Origin of the sequence: Halovivax cerinus (genome assembly GCF_024498195.1) — an archaeon.
Classification (GTDB): Archaea; Halobacteriota; Halobacteria; order Halobacteriales; family Natrialbaceae; genus Halovivax; species Halovivax cerinus.
In genome coordinates this window covers 1,991,320-2,005,222 of sequence record NZ_CP101824.1, presented here as the reverse complement: position 1 = coordinate 2,005,222, position 13,903 = coordinate 1,991,320, and the positions used below count along the sequence as shown (strand labels likewise).

The 13,903-nt window shown below is 67.2% G+C and carries 11 protein-coding genes; 8 read left to right on the top strand and 3 right to left on the bottom strand.

Going from position 1 to position 13,903, the window contains the following annotated elements:
- Positions 1–402: 402 nt before the first annotated feature.
- Entirely contained in the window at positions 403–984 is a 582-nt protein-coding gene (locus NO366_RS09225) for a hypothetical protein (RefSeq protein WP_256530504.1), read from the top strand.
- On the opposite strand, the gene NO366_RS09220 is transcribed toward NO366_RS09225, so the two are convergent.
- Positions 981–1,358 carry a hypothetical protein gene (locus NO366_RS09220; RefSeq protein WP_256530502.1) on the bottom strand — a complete coding sequence of 126 codons (378 nt, stop codon included), beginning with the start codon at positions 1,356–1,358 and terminating at the stop codon, positions 981–983. The genes NO366_RS09225 and NO366_RS09220 overlap by 4 nt on opposite strands.
- A 275-nt stretch (positions 1,359–1,633) precedes the next feature.
- Between NO366_RS09220 and NO366_RS09215 the strand changes: the two genes are divergently transcribed.
- The gene (locus tag NO366_RS09215) at positions 1,634–2,698 is read left to right on the top strand and encodes a pyridoxal-phosphate-dependent aminotransferase family protein (RefSeq protein WP_256530501.1); all 1,065 of its coding nucleotides are present in this window, start codon (positions 1,634–1,636) and stop codon (positions 2,696–2,698) included.
- A gap of 106 nt (positions 2,699–2,804) precedes the next feature.
- Here NO366_RS09215 and NO366_RS09210 read toward each other — a convergent pair whose 3' ends face one another.
- Together NO366_RS09210 and NO366_RS09205 are read right to left on the bottom strand one after the other, a co-directional pair.
- Positions 2,805–3,059 (bottom strand): PLD nuclease N-terminal domain-containing protein, encoded by a 255-nt coding sequence (locus NO366_RS09210; RefSeq protein ID WP_256530500.1) that lies wholly within the window; start codon positions 3,057–3,059, stop codon positions 2,805–2,807.
- Positions 3,060–3,156: 97 nt separating this feature from the next.
- The gene (locus NO366_RS09205; protein WP_256530499.1) at positions 3,157–4,323 is read right to left on the bottom strand and encodes a hypothetical protein; all 1,167 of its coding nucleotides are present in this window, start codon (positions 4,321–4,323) and stop codon (positions 3,157–3,159) included.
- Positions 4,324–4,500: 177 nt separating this feature from the next.
- On the opposite strand from NO366_RS09205, the gene thiD reads away from it, so the two are divergent.
- From thiD to NO366_RS09175, 6 genes are all read left to right on the top strand, one after another.
- Positions 4,501–5,382 (top strand): bifunctional hydroxymethylpyrimidine kinase/phosphomethylpyrimidine kinase, encoded by an 882-nt coding sequence (thiD, locus tag NO366_RS09200; RefSeq protein ID WP_256530498.1) that lies wholly within the window; start codon positions 4,501–4,503, stop codon positions 5,380–5,382.
- A gap of 117 nt (positions 5,383–5,499) precedes the next feature.
- A complete protein-coding gene (locus tag NO366_RS09195; RefSeq protein WP_256530497.1) occupies positions 5,500–5,829 on the top strand; it encodes a tRNA-binding protein in 330 nt (109 codons plus the stop codon).
- A 168-nt stretch (positions 5,830–5,997) separates the two neighbouring features.
- The gene (locus NO366_RS09190) at positions 5,998–7,830 is read left to right on the top strand and encodes a histidine kinase N-terminal 7TM domain-containing protein (RefSeq protein ID WP_256530496.1); all 1,833 of its coding nucleotides are present in this window, start codon (positions 5,998–6,000) and stop codon (positions 7,828–7,830) included.
- Between the two features lie 90 nt (positions 7,831–7,920).
- A complete protein-coding gene (locus tag NO366_RS09185) occupies positions 7,921–9,798 on the top strand; it encodes a histidine kinase N-terminal 7TM domain-containing protein (protein ID WP_256530495.1) in 1,878 nt (625 codons plus the stop codon).
- A 92-nt stretch (positions 9,799–9,890) separates the two neighbouring features.
- Complete coding sequence (gene mutS, locus NO366_RS09180; protein WP_256530494.1) at positions 9,891–12,791, top strand: DNA mismatch repair protein MutS; 2,901 nt, start codon at positions 9,891–9,893, stop codon at positions 12,789–12,791.
- 46 nt (positions 12,792–12,837) lie between these two features.
- Positions 12,838–13,875 (top strand): PfkB family carbohydrate kinase, encoded by a 1,038-nt coding sequence (locus tag NO366_RS09175; RefSeq protein ID WP_256530493.1) that lies wholly within the window; start codon positions 12,838–12,840, stop codon positions 13,873–13,875.
- Positions 13,876–13,903: the final 28 nt, after the last annotated feature.

Here is a 13,903-nt window from a genome sequence, read left to right as displayed (position 1 = left end):
GGAACCAGCTCCGCCGACCCACGACCACGCCTTGCGTGACGCCCACGGACCGTGCGACGATGTAGCGTCGGCGTTCTCACCGTATACCCTGCGTACTGGCCCGTATCGATGCACCCAATTCCGGTCTCACCACCCCGACGGGGCCGTTCCAGCGTAGACCGAACACGAAGTCGAAAGCGTTCGACGCTCGGTCCCGTCGGAACGTGTGGTAACAGTCACCAACGGGCATAAGTACACGCGACGAACCAGTACATTTATCACTCGATTCGTGATTCCCGCAAACGAACGGGGTCCGACGTATCGGCGACAGCAGCGGTCTCCCTGACACGTCTCTCTAAGACGACAGCTGATACGTCTCTCGACGACGACAGCTGACACACCCCTCGACGACGACAGACTACAATGGCGCGATCGAACTCACACGACGGTGCACCGACGACAGAGTATCCTGGACTTCCGCGGACGGCGGTAGCGTACTGGGAGGCCTACGCGGGCGTCCTGGTCTCCGTCTCCGTCCTGTTCGGACTCACCGGATCGGCGCTGGTGCTGGCGCTGCTCGAGCTCTACCCGGCAGCCGTCCCGATGATGGGTATCGCCGTCGTGAGTCTCGTCTTCCACCTGGCAGTCCTGTACGTCAAAGACGTCTGGGCGGGCGAGTACAACCCGGACCAGACACACGTCGCCTCCTCCCGGAGCCTCTTCGCACTGCTTTTGATCGCTGTGGCCTTCGCCGCCGTGTTCATCGCCCTCGGAACGCTGGCCGGAACCACCGCCGCGGCAGTCGTCGACCTCCCGTACGCGGCGGCATTCGTGGCGACGTACTATCCCGTCCTCGATCTGCTCGGCCTGCGACGCGGGCTCTGGACGCCGGGATCGCTCGTTCTCGCGAGTGTCGTCTTCGTCCTCACCTCGGTACTCGACGTCCAGCAGCCCATGGTCGAGTCGCTTCCAGTCATCGGCACCCGGCAGCGTCAACACCTCTAAGGTCGGCCGTCGGTCGATCCGGCGCGAACAGATCGATCGCCCTCGCTCATGCACCAGCCCACCAGCGTGAGCGAGACGGAGATGCCGGCACCCCACGAGAGCATATCCAGGTAGCCCACGGAGACGACGCCGAGCCACCGACACGACAGCCCGACACCTACGACGAGGGCGATCGGGACGGATTTGACGGCGAACTCGTAGGCAAACTTCGCCCAGAAGCCGATCACTTGCTCGTGATAGCTGTCGGACCGGTAGAGTTCGTTGAGGCGACGCTGATAGGATATCGATTCGTCGACAACCGGGCCGTCGTCGGGCCGCGGCTGTTCGTCGGTCGGGATGGGTGAGAGCGACGCACGCTCTGGGGGTCCATCCATCCGTTCATCTGTATCCACGAGTGGCTTTCATTTATTTGTTCGAAAGTAAAACCGTTCGGGTTCTATCGAGCACACAAGTCCGGACGATCCGGTGACGTCACGGTTGCACCGACCCGTCTGAAGACTCCTCAGAATGGGTACGTGAATGCGGACGACACCCGGCATACGAGTGAATCAGTGAATCACGAGCGACGAGAAGAGACACTGGCGACGCCACGCACGACAGTCGTCACCACGACCGAAACTGCCTCCTTCCAGCGCGACGCAGGACGAGTATGCTGTTCACGCCAGGGCCGACGGCAGTGGCGCCCGCCGTCAGAGAGGCGATGGCCGAACCACAACCGAATCCGGACGTCGATCCGGCGTTCGCCGAACGCTACGTTGACCTTTGCGAGAAGCTCGCGCAGGTGTACGACACGGACCACGACGTCGTCGTGCCCGGAGGCGAGGGAATCCTCGGGCTCGAAACGGCGATCGACTCACTGGTCGCACCGGGTGATCGCGTCCTCTGCGTCTCGAACGGGCTCTACGGCGACGGCTTCGCCGACTTCGTCGAGTCGTACGACGGCGACCCCGAACTCGTCGACGCGCCGTTCGACGAGGGCTACGACCTGGAGGCGATAGAGGCGGCACTCGACGGCGCCGACGCGGCCGGCGAGCCGTTCGCGATCGCGACGATGGTTCACTGCGAGACGCCGACCGGCGCGATAAACGACCTCGAACCGGTGCTGGACCTGCTCGACGATCACGATGTCGTCTCCGTCGTCGACGCCGTCTCCTCGCTCGGCGGGACGCCCGTTCCGACCGACCGGATCGACGTCTGCCTCGGTGCGTCGCAGAAGTGCTTCTCCGCGCCGCCGGGACTGACGACCGCCGCGATCAGCGATCGTGCGTGGGAGCGCATGGAGTCGCGTGAGCCCACCTCACTGTACACGAACTTCCTGCCGTGGCGCGACGTCTCCGACGGCTTCCCGTACACGCACCTCGGCGCGAACGTGGCCGCGCTCGACACGGCGGTCGACCTCGTGCTCGACGAGGGCGTCGAGGCCGTCTACACGCGTCACGAGGCGGCCGCCGAGCGCTGCCGAGAACGCGGGGCCGAACTCGGCCTCGAACTGTATCCCGACGCCGAACGGGCGTCTCCCACGGTCACCGCGTTCTCGCTCCCAGGCGATGCTGCTCGCGTACAGCGGCGTGTCGCTGCGGACGAGGACGTCGTGCTGGCGACCGGGCTCGGCGAGATGGCGGACGACATCCTCCGCATCGGCCACATGGGCTACAACGCCGACGTCCAGAAGGTCGATCGCGCGATGGACGCCGTCGAAGCCGTGCTCTCGTGAGAGAGGCGACGGGAAACCGAGAAACAGATCGGCGCTGGTGAGTGAGCGGCCACGTATTGGTCGATACCCAGTGCCGGCACAGATCGTCCCACGGAGCCACTTTCGATCAGGGTCTCGACTGCCGTCCGTCAGCCGCCTGAGACGAGGCGTGCCTCCCGAGCATCAGATAGAGGAAGAATCCAGCGATCGAGAGGAGGAAGACGACGACGGCCCACATCATCGGGTGCCGGCCGTCCTGCTCCCAACTGAACGCGTCTACGAACGTCCAGATCGCCATGACGACGTTCGCAATGACGACGAGTTGGCCGACAAAAGACCCCAAACTGATGTACTGGGTAGACAGAAATATCGTTTCGATCATACGACTACTGAATAGTACCAACGCATGAATCCGTCGGTGATACTGGTCGTACCACCAACCGTCTGGCGACGGTCTCCGGACCTGCTGGCGCCGACGCTTACCGGGCCATCCGTTCGATTGCGAGTTCGTACGGTCCACTCCCCTCCGGAAACGGACCAGGAAGAATCATCAGGACGAGTTCCGATTCGGCACTGCGAACCATCCCGGAGAGGGTGAACGGCCCCGCCGCGCCGGTCAGGATGTTCATCCCGTGTGGGCTACTCATCACTGCGTCGATCGCCGTCGGAAAGCCGACACGCTCGCCTGCTTCGACTAGGTAGAACCCCTGGAGGCCTTGCCCGCCAGTTCGACTGCCGTCCACGCGCACCCGATCACCGGCCGCCACGTCGTCGATTGCGTAGCGATGGCACGCGGTTCCCGGTGGAATCTCCGCTGCAATCGACTCCCCTGGGGCCAATCGACCTTCCACACCGTTCGCTGATGCTTCCGTCACCCGAGGCGCTGCCTGGATGACCCGATCGTCGGGTCGGTGGGCATCGAGAGAGTGGACCGCTCCGGCGATCGCACCGAGGTCTCGCTCAGTAACGCCTTGCGCCCCGACGACGATGCCGTACGTCGAGTTCGAACCGTCCCCGCTCCGGGCCTCCTGCTCGTCACCGGGGCCGGTTCGGGCGTCAGCAGCTGTGTCCGACGTGGCGCTCCCGGCCATCGCCACGAACGTCGTTCCGTCTCCCCCACAGTGGAACCACCCCTGTGTCAGGAACTCGTACCCCGGTACCCGCGTTTGCTGGCGACCGCCGTCCGTACAGGCGCCGCCGTACTGCGGTAACTCGTCCAGTTCTGCGCCCGGTGTGTCTCGGGCCAGTCGGTGAACCGAGACCTCGATGCCAGGTACGTCCCAGGATGTAGCGTATCCGTTCAGATCAGGCGAGGCGACGAGAAACGGGTGACCCTCGACGGGCGTCCCAGAGACGTCGTCCCACGCGTTCGGCACGGCGAACTGGATGGTGCCCGACTCGTCTGCCACCACACGCTGGACTTCGTAGTCATCTTCGCTTCGTCGTCCGTCCTCGGCGGACACGGTGTCAGCTCCCGAATCGGGCGACGGCATCTGCGACCGTCCGCGCACCGGGTCGCCAACTCGCCCCTGCCCGAGGACCGCAACGACGGCGGCACTCGCGCTGAGCAACGATCGACGCCCGACGCGCTCGTTCCCGCGGCTCGTACCGCTGCGACTGAGTCGATCCGGTTTCTCCTCACTCATGGGCCGGTCTACACCGAACGGTGTCAAAAACCACTGTCGTACGACGGAGAACCGTTCGACACGCGTGGTGGATTCGTGGTCGAATATGGTATTCAGAAGTGGTACCCGGAGCCAGTCGACCGTCGACTCGCAACCGAATTCACCACGGATTTGTACCACCGGCCGGTAGGTCTCCGTATGCGACCGCCACAACCCGACGCTCGGCCAGTTGCCCTCACCATCGCCGGGAGCGACTCCGGCGGCGGGGCCGGAATCCAGGCGGATCTGTCGACGTTCGCAGCCCACGACGTCTTCGGGACGTCGGCGATCACGGCCGTGACGGCCCAGCACACCCGTGGTGTCGAATCGGCACACGTCCTGCCCCGCGAGGCGGTGGCGGCCCAGATCGACGCCGTCGTCGACGACTTCGCCGTCGGTGCCGCGAAGACGGGGATGCTCGCCGAGACGGCGATCGTCTCACTCGTCGCCGATCGCGCCGCTGACGCGACGTTCCCGGTCGTCGTCGACCCGGTCATGGTCGCCACGTCGGGCGATCGACTCCTCGATCGGGACGCCGAGGCCGCGTACGAGGAACTGCTCGCCGAAGCGACCGTCGTCACGCCGAACGCGGACGAGGCGACGGTCCTCACCGACGTCGAGATCACGGGCGTCGACCGGGCGGTGGAAGCGGGCCGTCGACTCCTGGAGACGGGCGTCGACGCCGCGCTGGTGAAGGGCGGGCACGTCCCTGGCGAGACGATCACGGACGTGCTCGTCGCTGATCCGGACGCTGTAGAAACCCACGACGCGACAGGCACCACTGGGGAGGGAGCTGGCGAACTCGTCGACGGCGCGATCGTCGCCACGTTCGAGCACGAGCGCGTCGACACGGAGGCGACGCACGGCTCCGGCTGCACCCTCTCGGCCGCAATCGCCGCCCGACTGGCTCGCGGAGACGACCTCGTCGACGCCGTCGGCGGCGCTACCGATTTCGTCGCCGAGGCGATCGCCCACCACTACGGCGTCGGGCAGGGACCCGGCGCGGTCAACCCGCAGTTCGACCGCCGGTCCGTCGAGTAAGTTCGATCACCGGTCCGACGAGTAATCAAGCGGCGCGGCCGCGCGTGCGAGTGGTCGAGACGATCCCGGGGCAGCATCTCGGGGCAGCTTTTTGTCGAATCGCGCGGAGTGGGGCGTATGGTCGAGAGTCCGTTCGACACCGAGTTCCGCGTCGGCGAGGTCGTCGACGCCGAGTCGTTCCCCGAGACGAACAAGGACGCGATGACGAAACTGTGGATCGACCTCGGCGACGAGGAGATCCAGTCCGCGGCCCAGCTCGACTATCACTACGACCCGGACGACCTCGTCGGCCGGCGGGTGCTCTGTGCGACGAACCTGGGATCGGTCCGGATCGCAGGCTTCGAATCGGAGGCGCTGACCGTCGGCGTCCCCAGCGACGAAGGGTATCCCGTGCTCGTAAGTCCGGACGACGGGTTCGGAGTTTCCCCGGGGGCACCGTTGTACTGACGGGAGCCGGCATCCGGCTGACGGGTGCGCCGAGTTTTCGCGGGCAACATCGTCGCTCGAAAGCTGGGATTGCTCGATCAGCTGACGGACGGCAAGACCGCGGTCGGAGGCCAGCTTCGCCGTCTGTGAGCCATCGGCTTTATTTTCGGAGACACCTAGAGGTGAGCAGTGTCGGCGATCGAAACCGCCTACCTCGTCGGGCTCGGGATCGCGACGGTCGTCAGCCTCGGGATCGCGGCGCTCGCGGTGCAACATCGCGAGCGGACGGACGCGTTCGCGCTCACCGTGCTCACGACCGGAATGGCGATCTGGGCGGGCGGCGACCTGATGAGTGCGCTCGTCGTGTCGCGGTCGGCCACGATCCGATGGGTACAGGTGAGCTGGGTCGGCGTCGCGGTCGTACCGGTCGCCATCTTCTGCTTCGTCGTGATCTACACCGATCGGTGGTCGCTCACGCCGGCCCGCGTCGCCGGGCTTGCAGTCGTTCCAGCGGTGACCGTCGGCCTGGTTCTCACCAATCCCGCACACCAGCTGATCTGGACAGCTATCGAGGCGTCGACGCAACCGCCGAGCGGCTACGCGTTCGACAACGGCCCGGCCTACGTCGTGTTTACGGTCTACAGCTACCTCCTCCTGGCGATCGCCACGGGAATCCTCGGCACGTACCTCGCCGCCTCGACGGGGCTCTACCGCGGGCAGATCGTCGCCCTCCTCGTCGGGGCACTCACACCGTGGGCGAGCAACGTGTTCTACGTCACCGGCTGGGTCGAGATCAATGCGACCTCGCTCGGCTTCGCCATCTCGGCGACAGCGTTCGCCGTCGCGGTGCTCGAATATCGGCTGATCGACATCAGTCCGATCGCCAGGCGAACCGTCTTCGAGCAGATCACCGACGGCGTCGTCGTCCTCGACCGGGAGGTGCGCGTCAGCGACGTGAACTCGAGCGGCGCCGCGTTTCTCGACCTCGATCCACAACGCGCACTCGGACAGCGCGCGACGGCGGTGCTCCCGGCGACCGTCGCCGACTGGCTCGCGGCCGATACTGACGGGGAGGACGAGTTGGTGACAGACGAGGGCAGCGCCGAGCAGACGGGTGACAATCGAACAGCGAGCAGGGGCCCGACCCGTTCGACCACGGTCGGCGTCCGAGAGCGAGGCGAATCGCGGCAGCTCTCGGCCACGAAAACCACGTTGTACGACGACAACCAGCGAGTCGGCCAACTGCTCATCCTCCGCGACGTCACCGAACGCCACCGCTACGAGCGCGAACTCGAGCGCCAGAACGAGCGCCTCGACCGCTTCGCCAGCGTCGTCAGTCACGACCTCCGGAACCCCTTGAACGTCGCCGACGGCTACCTCTCCATCCTCGCCGAGCGCCACGACGATCCCGAGATCGACGAGATCGAGACCTCGCTCGATCGCATGGAGGACATCATCGAGGACGTCCTCACGCTCGCCAGACACGGCGACGCCGTCTCCGATCGGACCGTCGTCGAACTCTCGACGATCACGGATCGGGCGTGGAACGGCGTCGACACCGCCGACGCGTCGCTCCGAATCGAGACCGGTGGTCATCGGGTCGCCGCCGACGCCTCCCGGCTCACCCAGGCGCTCGAGAACCTCTTTCGCAACACGGTCGAACACGGCGGCACCGACGTCACCGTCACCGTCGGGACGATCGCGGCCGACGGCACGGACGGATCGACCGGCGAGCGATCGGCTGCCCCAGACACCAGCGAGAGCGCCGGCTTCTACGTCGCCGACGACGGCGTCGGGATCCCCGAAGATGCCCGCGAGGACGTCCTCGAATCGGGATACACGACGAACCAGGACGGCACCGGACTCGGCCTCGACATCGTCGGCCAGATCGTCGAGGCCCACGGCTGGTCGCTCGCCGTCACCGAGTCGATCGACGGCGGTGCTCGCTTCGAGATCCGCTACGAACCCGCTCACGAGCCGGACGGCGACGAGGCGACCGGCGTTCACTCACGGCCGTCCTGATCTGTGCCGCCCACTACCGGGCCATCGCGACGGTCTCGGCGATCGGCGATGGCCGCTGCCGTTATATCGGCGGACCACAATTTCGTGATGATGGTAACTCTCGCCACCGCGTACATGGTGGCCGTCGCGCTCGGCGCTGTCACGAGCGGGGTCATCGCGGGTCTCGCGCTTCGAAACCCCGAGCACGACGAAACGAGAGTGCTCGCGTTACTCACCGCCGGAATCGCGCTGTGGACCGGCGGCGATCTCGCGAGTATGCTCGTCGAGAGTCGCGAAGCGACGATCCTCGTCACCCAGACGATCCACTACCTGGGCGTCGCCATCGTTCCGACGACGGTCTTCCTCTTCGCCATCGTCTACACCGACTCAGACGAGTTTCTCACGCGCCGCCGTCTCGGTGCACTCTACATCGTCCCCGCCGTCCTGTACCTGCTCGCCCTTACTGGAACGTCACACTCGCTGCTGTGGACGGAGATCGTCCCCTCGGACGTGACGCCTGTCGGCTACGTGTTCGAAAACGGCCTCGGGTTTTACGCCTACGTGCTGTACGCCTACGGACTACTCGCCATCGGGACGATTCTCCTCGCCGGGTTCATCCGCCGGTCGAACGACCTCTATCGCGGGCAAGCGACGCTGCTCATGATCGCTGCGATCGCTCCCTGGGTGAGCAACGTCGTATACGTCCTCGCGGACACCGACATGGAACCGACCTCGTTGGGATTCACCGTCGCGGCCGGGGCACTCGCCGTCGCCGTGTTCAGGTATCGCCTGACCGACCTGCTGCCGATCGCCAGGGGTGCGGTGATCGAGCACATCACCGACGGCGTCGTCGTCCTCGACGGCGACGGGCGCGTCGTAGACGCGAACCCACAAGCCGACACGTACGTCCGCGGTGGCTGCGACGCGGCCCTCGGCCGACAGTTCGACGCCGTTCTGCCCGAGCAGATAGCCGGCTGGCTCGACACGGACGGACGGGTGACGACCGACGACGGTGAGAAGACGGCCACGACCGCGGTCCAACTCACGATCGACGGGACGCCGACGTACCTCACGGTCGAGACGACCGTCCTGACCGACGGCGACCGGCGGGTCGGCCAACTGCTCATCCTCCGCGACGTCACCGAACGCCACCGCTACGAACGAGAACTCGAACGCCAGAACGAACGTCTCGATCGCTTCGCCAGCGTCGTCAGCCACGATCTCCGGAACCCCTTGAACGTCGCCGACGGCTACCTCTCCATCCTCGCCGAGCGCCACGACGACCCCGAACTCGACGAGATCGAGACCTCGCTCGACCGGATGGAACACATCATCGAGGACGTCCTCACGCTCGCCAGACACGGCGACGTCGTCTCCGAACGCAGCCTCGTCGACCTCGCCGTTCTCGTGAACACCGCCTGGAACGGTGTCGACACCGCCGACGCGTCGCTGCGGATCGAGACCGGCGATCACCGCGTCGCCGCCGATCGGTCCAGACTCACCCAGGCGCTCGAGAACCTGTTTCGCAACGCCGTCGAGCACGGCGGCGCCGACGTCACCGTCACCGTCGGGACGATCGACGTCGACGACGCGCCGGCTTCGGCGACCGGGCGATCAGCCGCTCCCGAAACCAGTGAGAAGGTCGGCTTCTACGTCGCCGACGACGGCGTCGGGATCCCCGAAGACGACCGGGATGCAGTTCTGGAGTCGGGCTACACGACGAACCGGGACGGCACCGGACTCGGCCTCGACATCGTCGGCCAGATCGTCGAGGCCCACGGCTGGTCGCTCGCCGTCACCGAGTCGGTCGACGGCGGCGCACAGTTCGACATCTACTACGACGGCATCGAAGACAGCCCACCCGCCGACCACGGCGACACCGACCGCAGTGAACCCGCCACCGACGAATACGACCGCCCGGGGACGGACGCTGCTGACGATCCAAGCGAGGCGACGTCCGACGCCACGTGCGACTCGTCGGTGTCGTAATCGGTTCACTCGCAGCGGTATTCGAACGGCGACGGGCACCGCAGGCAGGTCGAACCCGCACGGTTTTCCCGGTCGACGCCCACCGGTCTCGTATGACCGAGGCGACGGGGATCGTCGGGGAGTTTCTCTCGCTGAAGGGCGAGACCGACGCGGAGCTACTCGCGATGCAGTGTGGCGACTTCTACGAGTTCTTCGGCGAGGACGCCGAGATCGTCGGCGACGAACTGGACCTCAAGGTCACCTCGAAGTCCTCGCAGGGCCAGTCCTATCCGATGGCCGGCGTGCCCTACGACGACCTGACGCCGTACCTAACGGCACTGGTCGAGCGCGGCTTTCGCGTCGCCGTCGCAGAACAGTACGAGACCGAGACGGGCCACGCTCGCGAGATCGAACGCGTGGTGACGCCAGGGACCCTGCTCGAGACACGCGACGCCGACGCCCAGTACCTCGCCACCGTCGTGGCGGCCGACCGGAGCGTCGACCTGGGTTCGAGTGCGAGCGGTGCGCACGCCGAGTGGGCGAACGACGATGGGGCGACCGCGAGCACCGGTGGACCACTCGACGACGAGGACGTCGCGTACGGCCTCGCATTCGCCGACGTGACGACCGGCCAGTTCCTCGTCGCGGACGCCGCGGACGTCGACGAGGTGCTGACAGAGTGTTACCGATTCGCCCCGGTCGAGGTGCTCCCGGGGCCGACGGTGCGAAACGACGATACGCTCCTCGGGGCGCTTCGGGAACGGACCGACGCGACACTCAGCCTCCACGAAGCGGAGGCGTTCGCCCCGAAGCGGGCCGCCCACGCCGTCCGGGAACAGTTCGGTGCGGAGCCAGTCGACCGCCTCGAGCTGCCGGAGCCGACGGTGGCGGCAGCCGGTGCCGTCCTGTCGTACGTCGAAGAGACGGCCGCCGGCGTGCTCGCCTCGATGACGCGCCTGCGGACCCACCGCGGCGACGACCACGTGACGCTCGACGCGACGACACAGCGCAACCTCGAACTCACCGAGACGATGCAGGGCGAGCGCGACGGATCGCTGTTCGACACCATCGATCACACCGACTCGAGCGCCGGCGCCCGGCGGCTCGCCGAGTGGCTCAAACGGCCCAGTCGCTCGCTCGAGACGCTCGAGCGCCGCCAGGATAGCGTCGCCGCCCTCGCCTCGGCCGCGCTGGCCAGAGACGAGATGCGCGAGGCGCTGGGCGAGACGGCCGACCTAGCGCGGCTGGCCAGTCGCGCCACCCACGGCAGCGCCGACGCCCGCGCGCTGTGTTCGGTGCGAGACACCCTCGCCGTGTTACCCCGGATCGCCGAGACGATCGAGTCGACGCCCGAACTCGCCGAGTCGCCGCTCTTCGAGATCGTCGACGAGCCCGACCGCGAGGCGGCGGCCGCCCTGCGCGAGTCGCTCGCCGCCGCCCTCGCCGCGGAACCGCCCTCGACGATCACCCAGGGCGAGGTGATCCAGCACGGCTACGACGACGACCTCGACGAACTGATCGAACGCCACGAAGAGCTGCGAGCGTGGCTCGATTCGCTCGCCGACCGCGAGTCGAACCAGCACGGCCTCTCGCACGTCAGCGTCGGTCGGAACAAGACCGATGGGTACTACATCCAGGTCGGCCGATCGGCCGCAGACGGCGTCCCCGAAGGCTACGAGGAGATCAAGCAACTGAAGAGCTCGAAGCGATTCACGACGCCGGAGCTCGACGAGAAAGAGCGCGAGATCCTGCGGCTGGAGGAGCGACGGCACGACCTGGAGTACGAACTGTTCTGCGAACTGCGCGAGCGCGTCGCCGACCGCGCCGAACTCCTCCAGGACGTCGGCCGCACGCTCGCGACGGTCGACGCGCTCGCCAGCCTGGCGACCCACGCCGCCGAGAACGGGTGGGTCCGCCCGGAGCTACACGACGGCGACGGGATCGATATCGAGGCGGGTCGCCACCCCGTCGTCGAGCAGACCACCGAGTTCGTGCCGAACGACGCCAGGCTGGGGCGGGTCGAAGCAAACGACGGTGACGGCAGCGACGGTCAGGGCCGCGACGGCGCGGCGAAGCCGTCGGGCGCCGATCGTGGCGACGAACCCCGATTCGTCGTCGTCACCGGTCCCAACATGTCGGGAAAGTCCACGTACATGCGCCAAGTGGCCTGCATCGTCCTGCTCGCGCAGGTCGGCAGCTTCGTCCCCGCCCGCGAGGCCGAGATCGGCCTCGTCGACGGCATCTTCACTCGCGTCGGCGCGCTCGACGAACTCGCACAGGGGCGCTCGACGTTCATGGTCGAGATGAACGAGCTCTCGAACATCCTCCACGCCGCGACCGAGGACTCGCTGGTCATCCTGGACGAGGTGGGCCGTGGAACCGCGACGTACGACGGCATCTCCATCGCCTGGGCGGCCACGGAGTACCTCCACAACGAGGTCGGTGCGAAGACGCTCTTTGCGACGCACTATCACGAGCTGACGAACCTGGGCGAACACCTCCCGCGCGTGGCGAACGTCCACGTTGCGGCGGACGAGCGAGACGGCGACGTGACCTTCCTGCGCACCATTCGTGAGGGGCCGACCGACCGCTCATACGGGATCCACGTCGCCGACCTCGCGGGTGTTCCCGACCCAGTCGTCGACCGCGCCCGAGACGTCCTCGACCGCTTGCGCGAGGAGAAGGCCATCGAGGCGCGTGGCGGCGGGTCGTCCGAGCCCGTCCAGGCTGTCTTCGACTTAGAGAGCGGGACCATGCAGACTGCGTCGGCGTCCGAGCCGTCAGTGCACGCCGGCCCGGGGGCCGATGGTGGAGCCCCCGACGCGGCGACCACCGACGGCGGCGCGGCGGGCGCCGCGGCAGCCGAAACGCCGACGTCGGACCAGCCTGCACTGGATCCCGACACCGAGGCCGTCCTCGAAGAACTCGAATCACTGGACGTGAACGCGACGCCGCCAATCGAACTGGCCTCGCGGATTCAGGAGCTGCAGACGCGCCTCGGGGACGATCGGTAGCGCGTCGGCGCGAGTGTTTTTTATCGGTGGCGGACCCGTCGCCGGTATGACCGACGGCGCGCTCGCCGAGCGACTCGCGACCGACGCGACAGAACCTCGGATCGTCACGCTCCCCGACGGCAGCGTGGACACCTACTACGACGTGTTCGACGAGCGCGGCGAACGGATTTCGACGCGCGACGCGTTCGCCGACCGGCTCGGTCGCGGGAACCACGAGTCCGTACCGCTCGAGCAACTCTCCCGCGAGAGTGGCGGACAAGCGGTGAACATGGCGAAGCAGGCTCACGCCCTGAACGCGGAGACGGTGTGCTACGGCCACCTCGACGACCCCGTCTTCGACGACCTCCCGATGGAAACCCACTCGATGGGAGAGCCGGCGCACGTCTCGATCTTCTCGTTCGACGACGAGGACCTCCTGCTCGCGGAGCGGTCGCCGGCCGTTGCAAACTGGTCGCTCGCGGATCTCGAGGCGGCGAGCCCCGACCCAACGGTCGGCGACGCCCTCGACGCGGACGCGATCTGCTGTGGCAACTGGGCGTCGGTCGACGGCCTCGCCCGCGCGTTGGAGACGCTCGCCGCGGTCCCGCTCGAGGCAGGAACGCTCGTTCTCGATCCCGGTTCGATCCGGCGTCGCCCCCGAGGCGAGGCGCTCTCGCTCCTCGACGCGCTCGGACGGCTAGACGAGCGGACCGATGTCGTCCTCAGCGTGAACGAGACGGAGTTCGGCGGACTCGTCGAGCGAGTCGAGGACGGGTCGGTCCAGGCGGACGGCGATCGGGGGCGGCTGGATCGAGTCCGTGAGAGTGCCGGCGTCTCGGCCGTCGTCGTCCACGCCGTCGACGCGGCGATGGCCGCGACGCGGGGTGGCGTTCGGCGCGTTGAGACGCTAGAGGTCGATCGACCGGTTCGGCGAACGGGCGCCGGCGACCGGTTCAGCGCCGGTCTCGCGGTCGGCCGCGCCAGCGGCTGGGACTGGGAGACGGCACTCGCTCTGGGCAACGCGTGCGCGGCGTACGCGGTCGAGACGGCTTCGACCGGGACTCGGGCGGACCTGCGATCGTTCGTGGCGCGGAGGAGGTCGTGAGACGGTCCGAGGTCACGTGGGCGGGTAC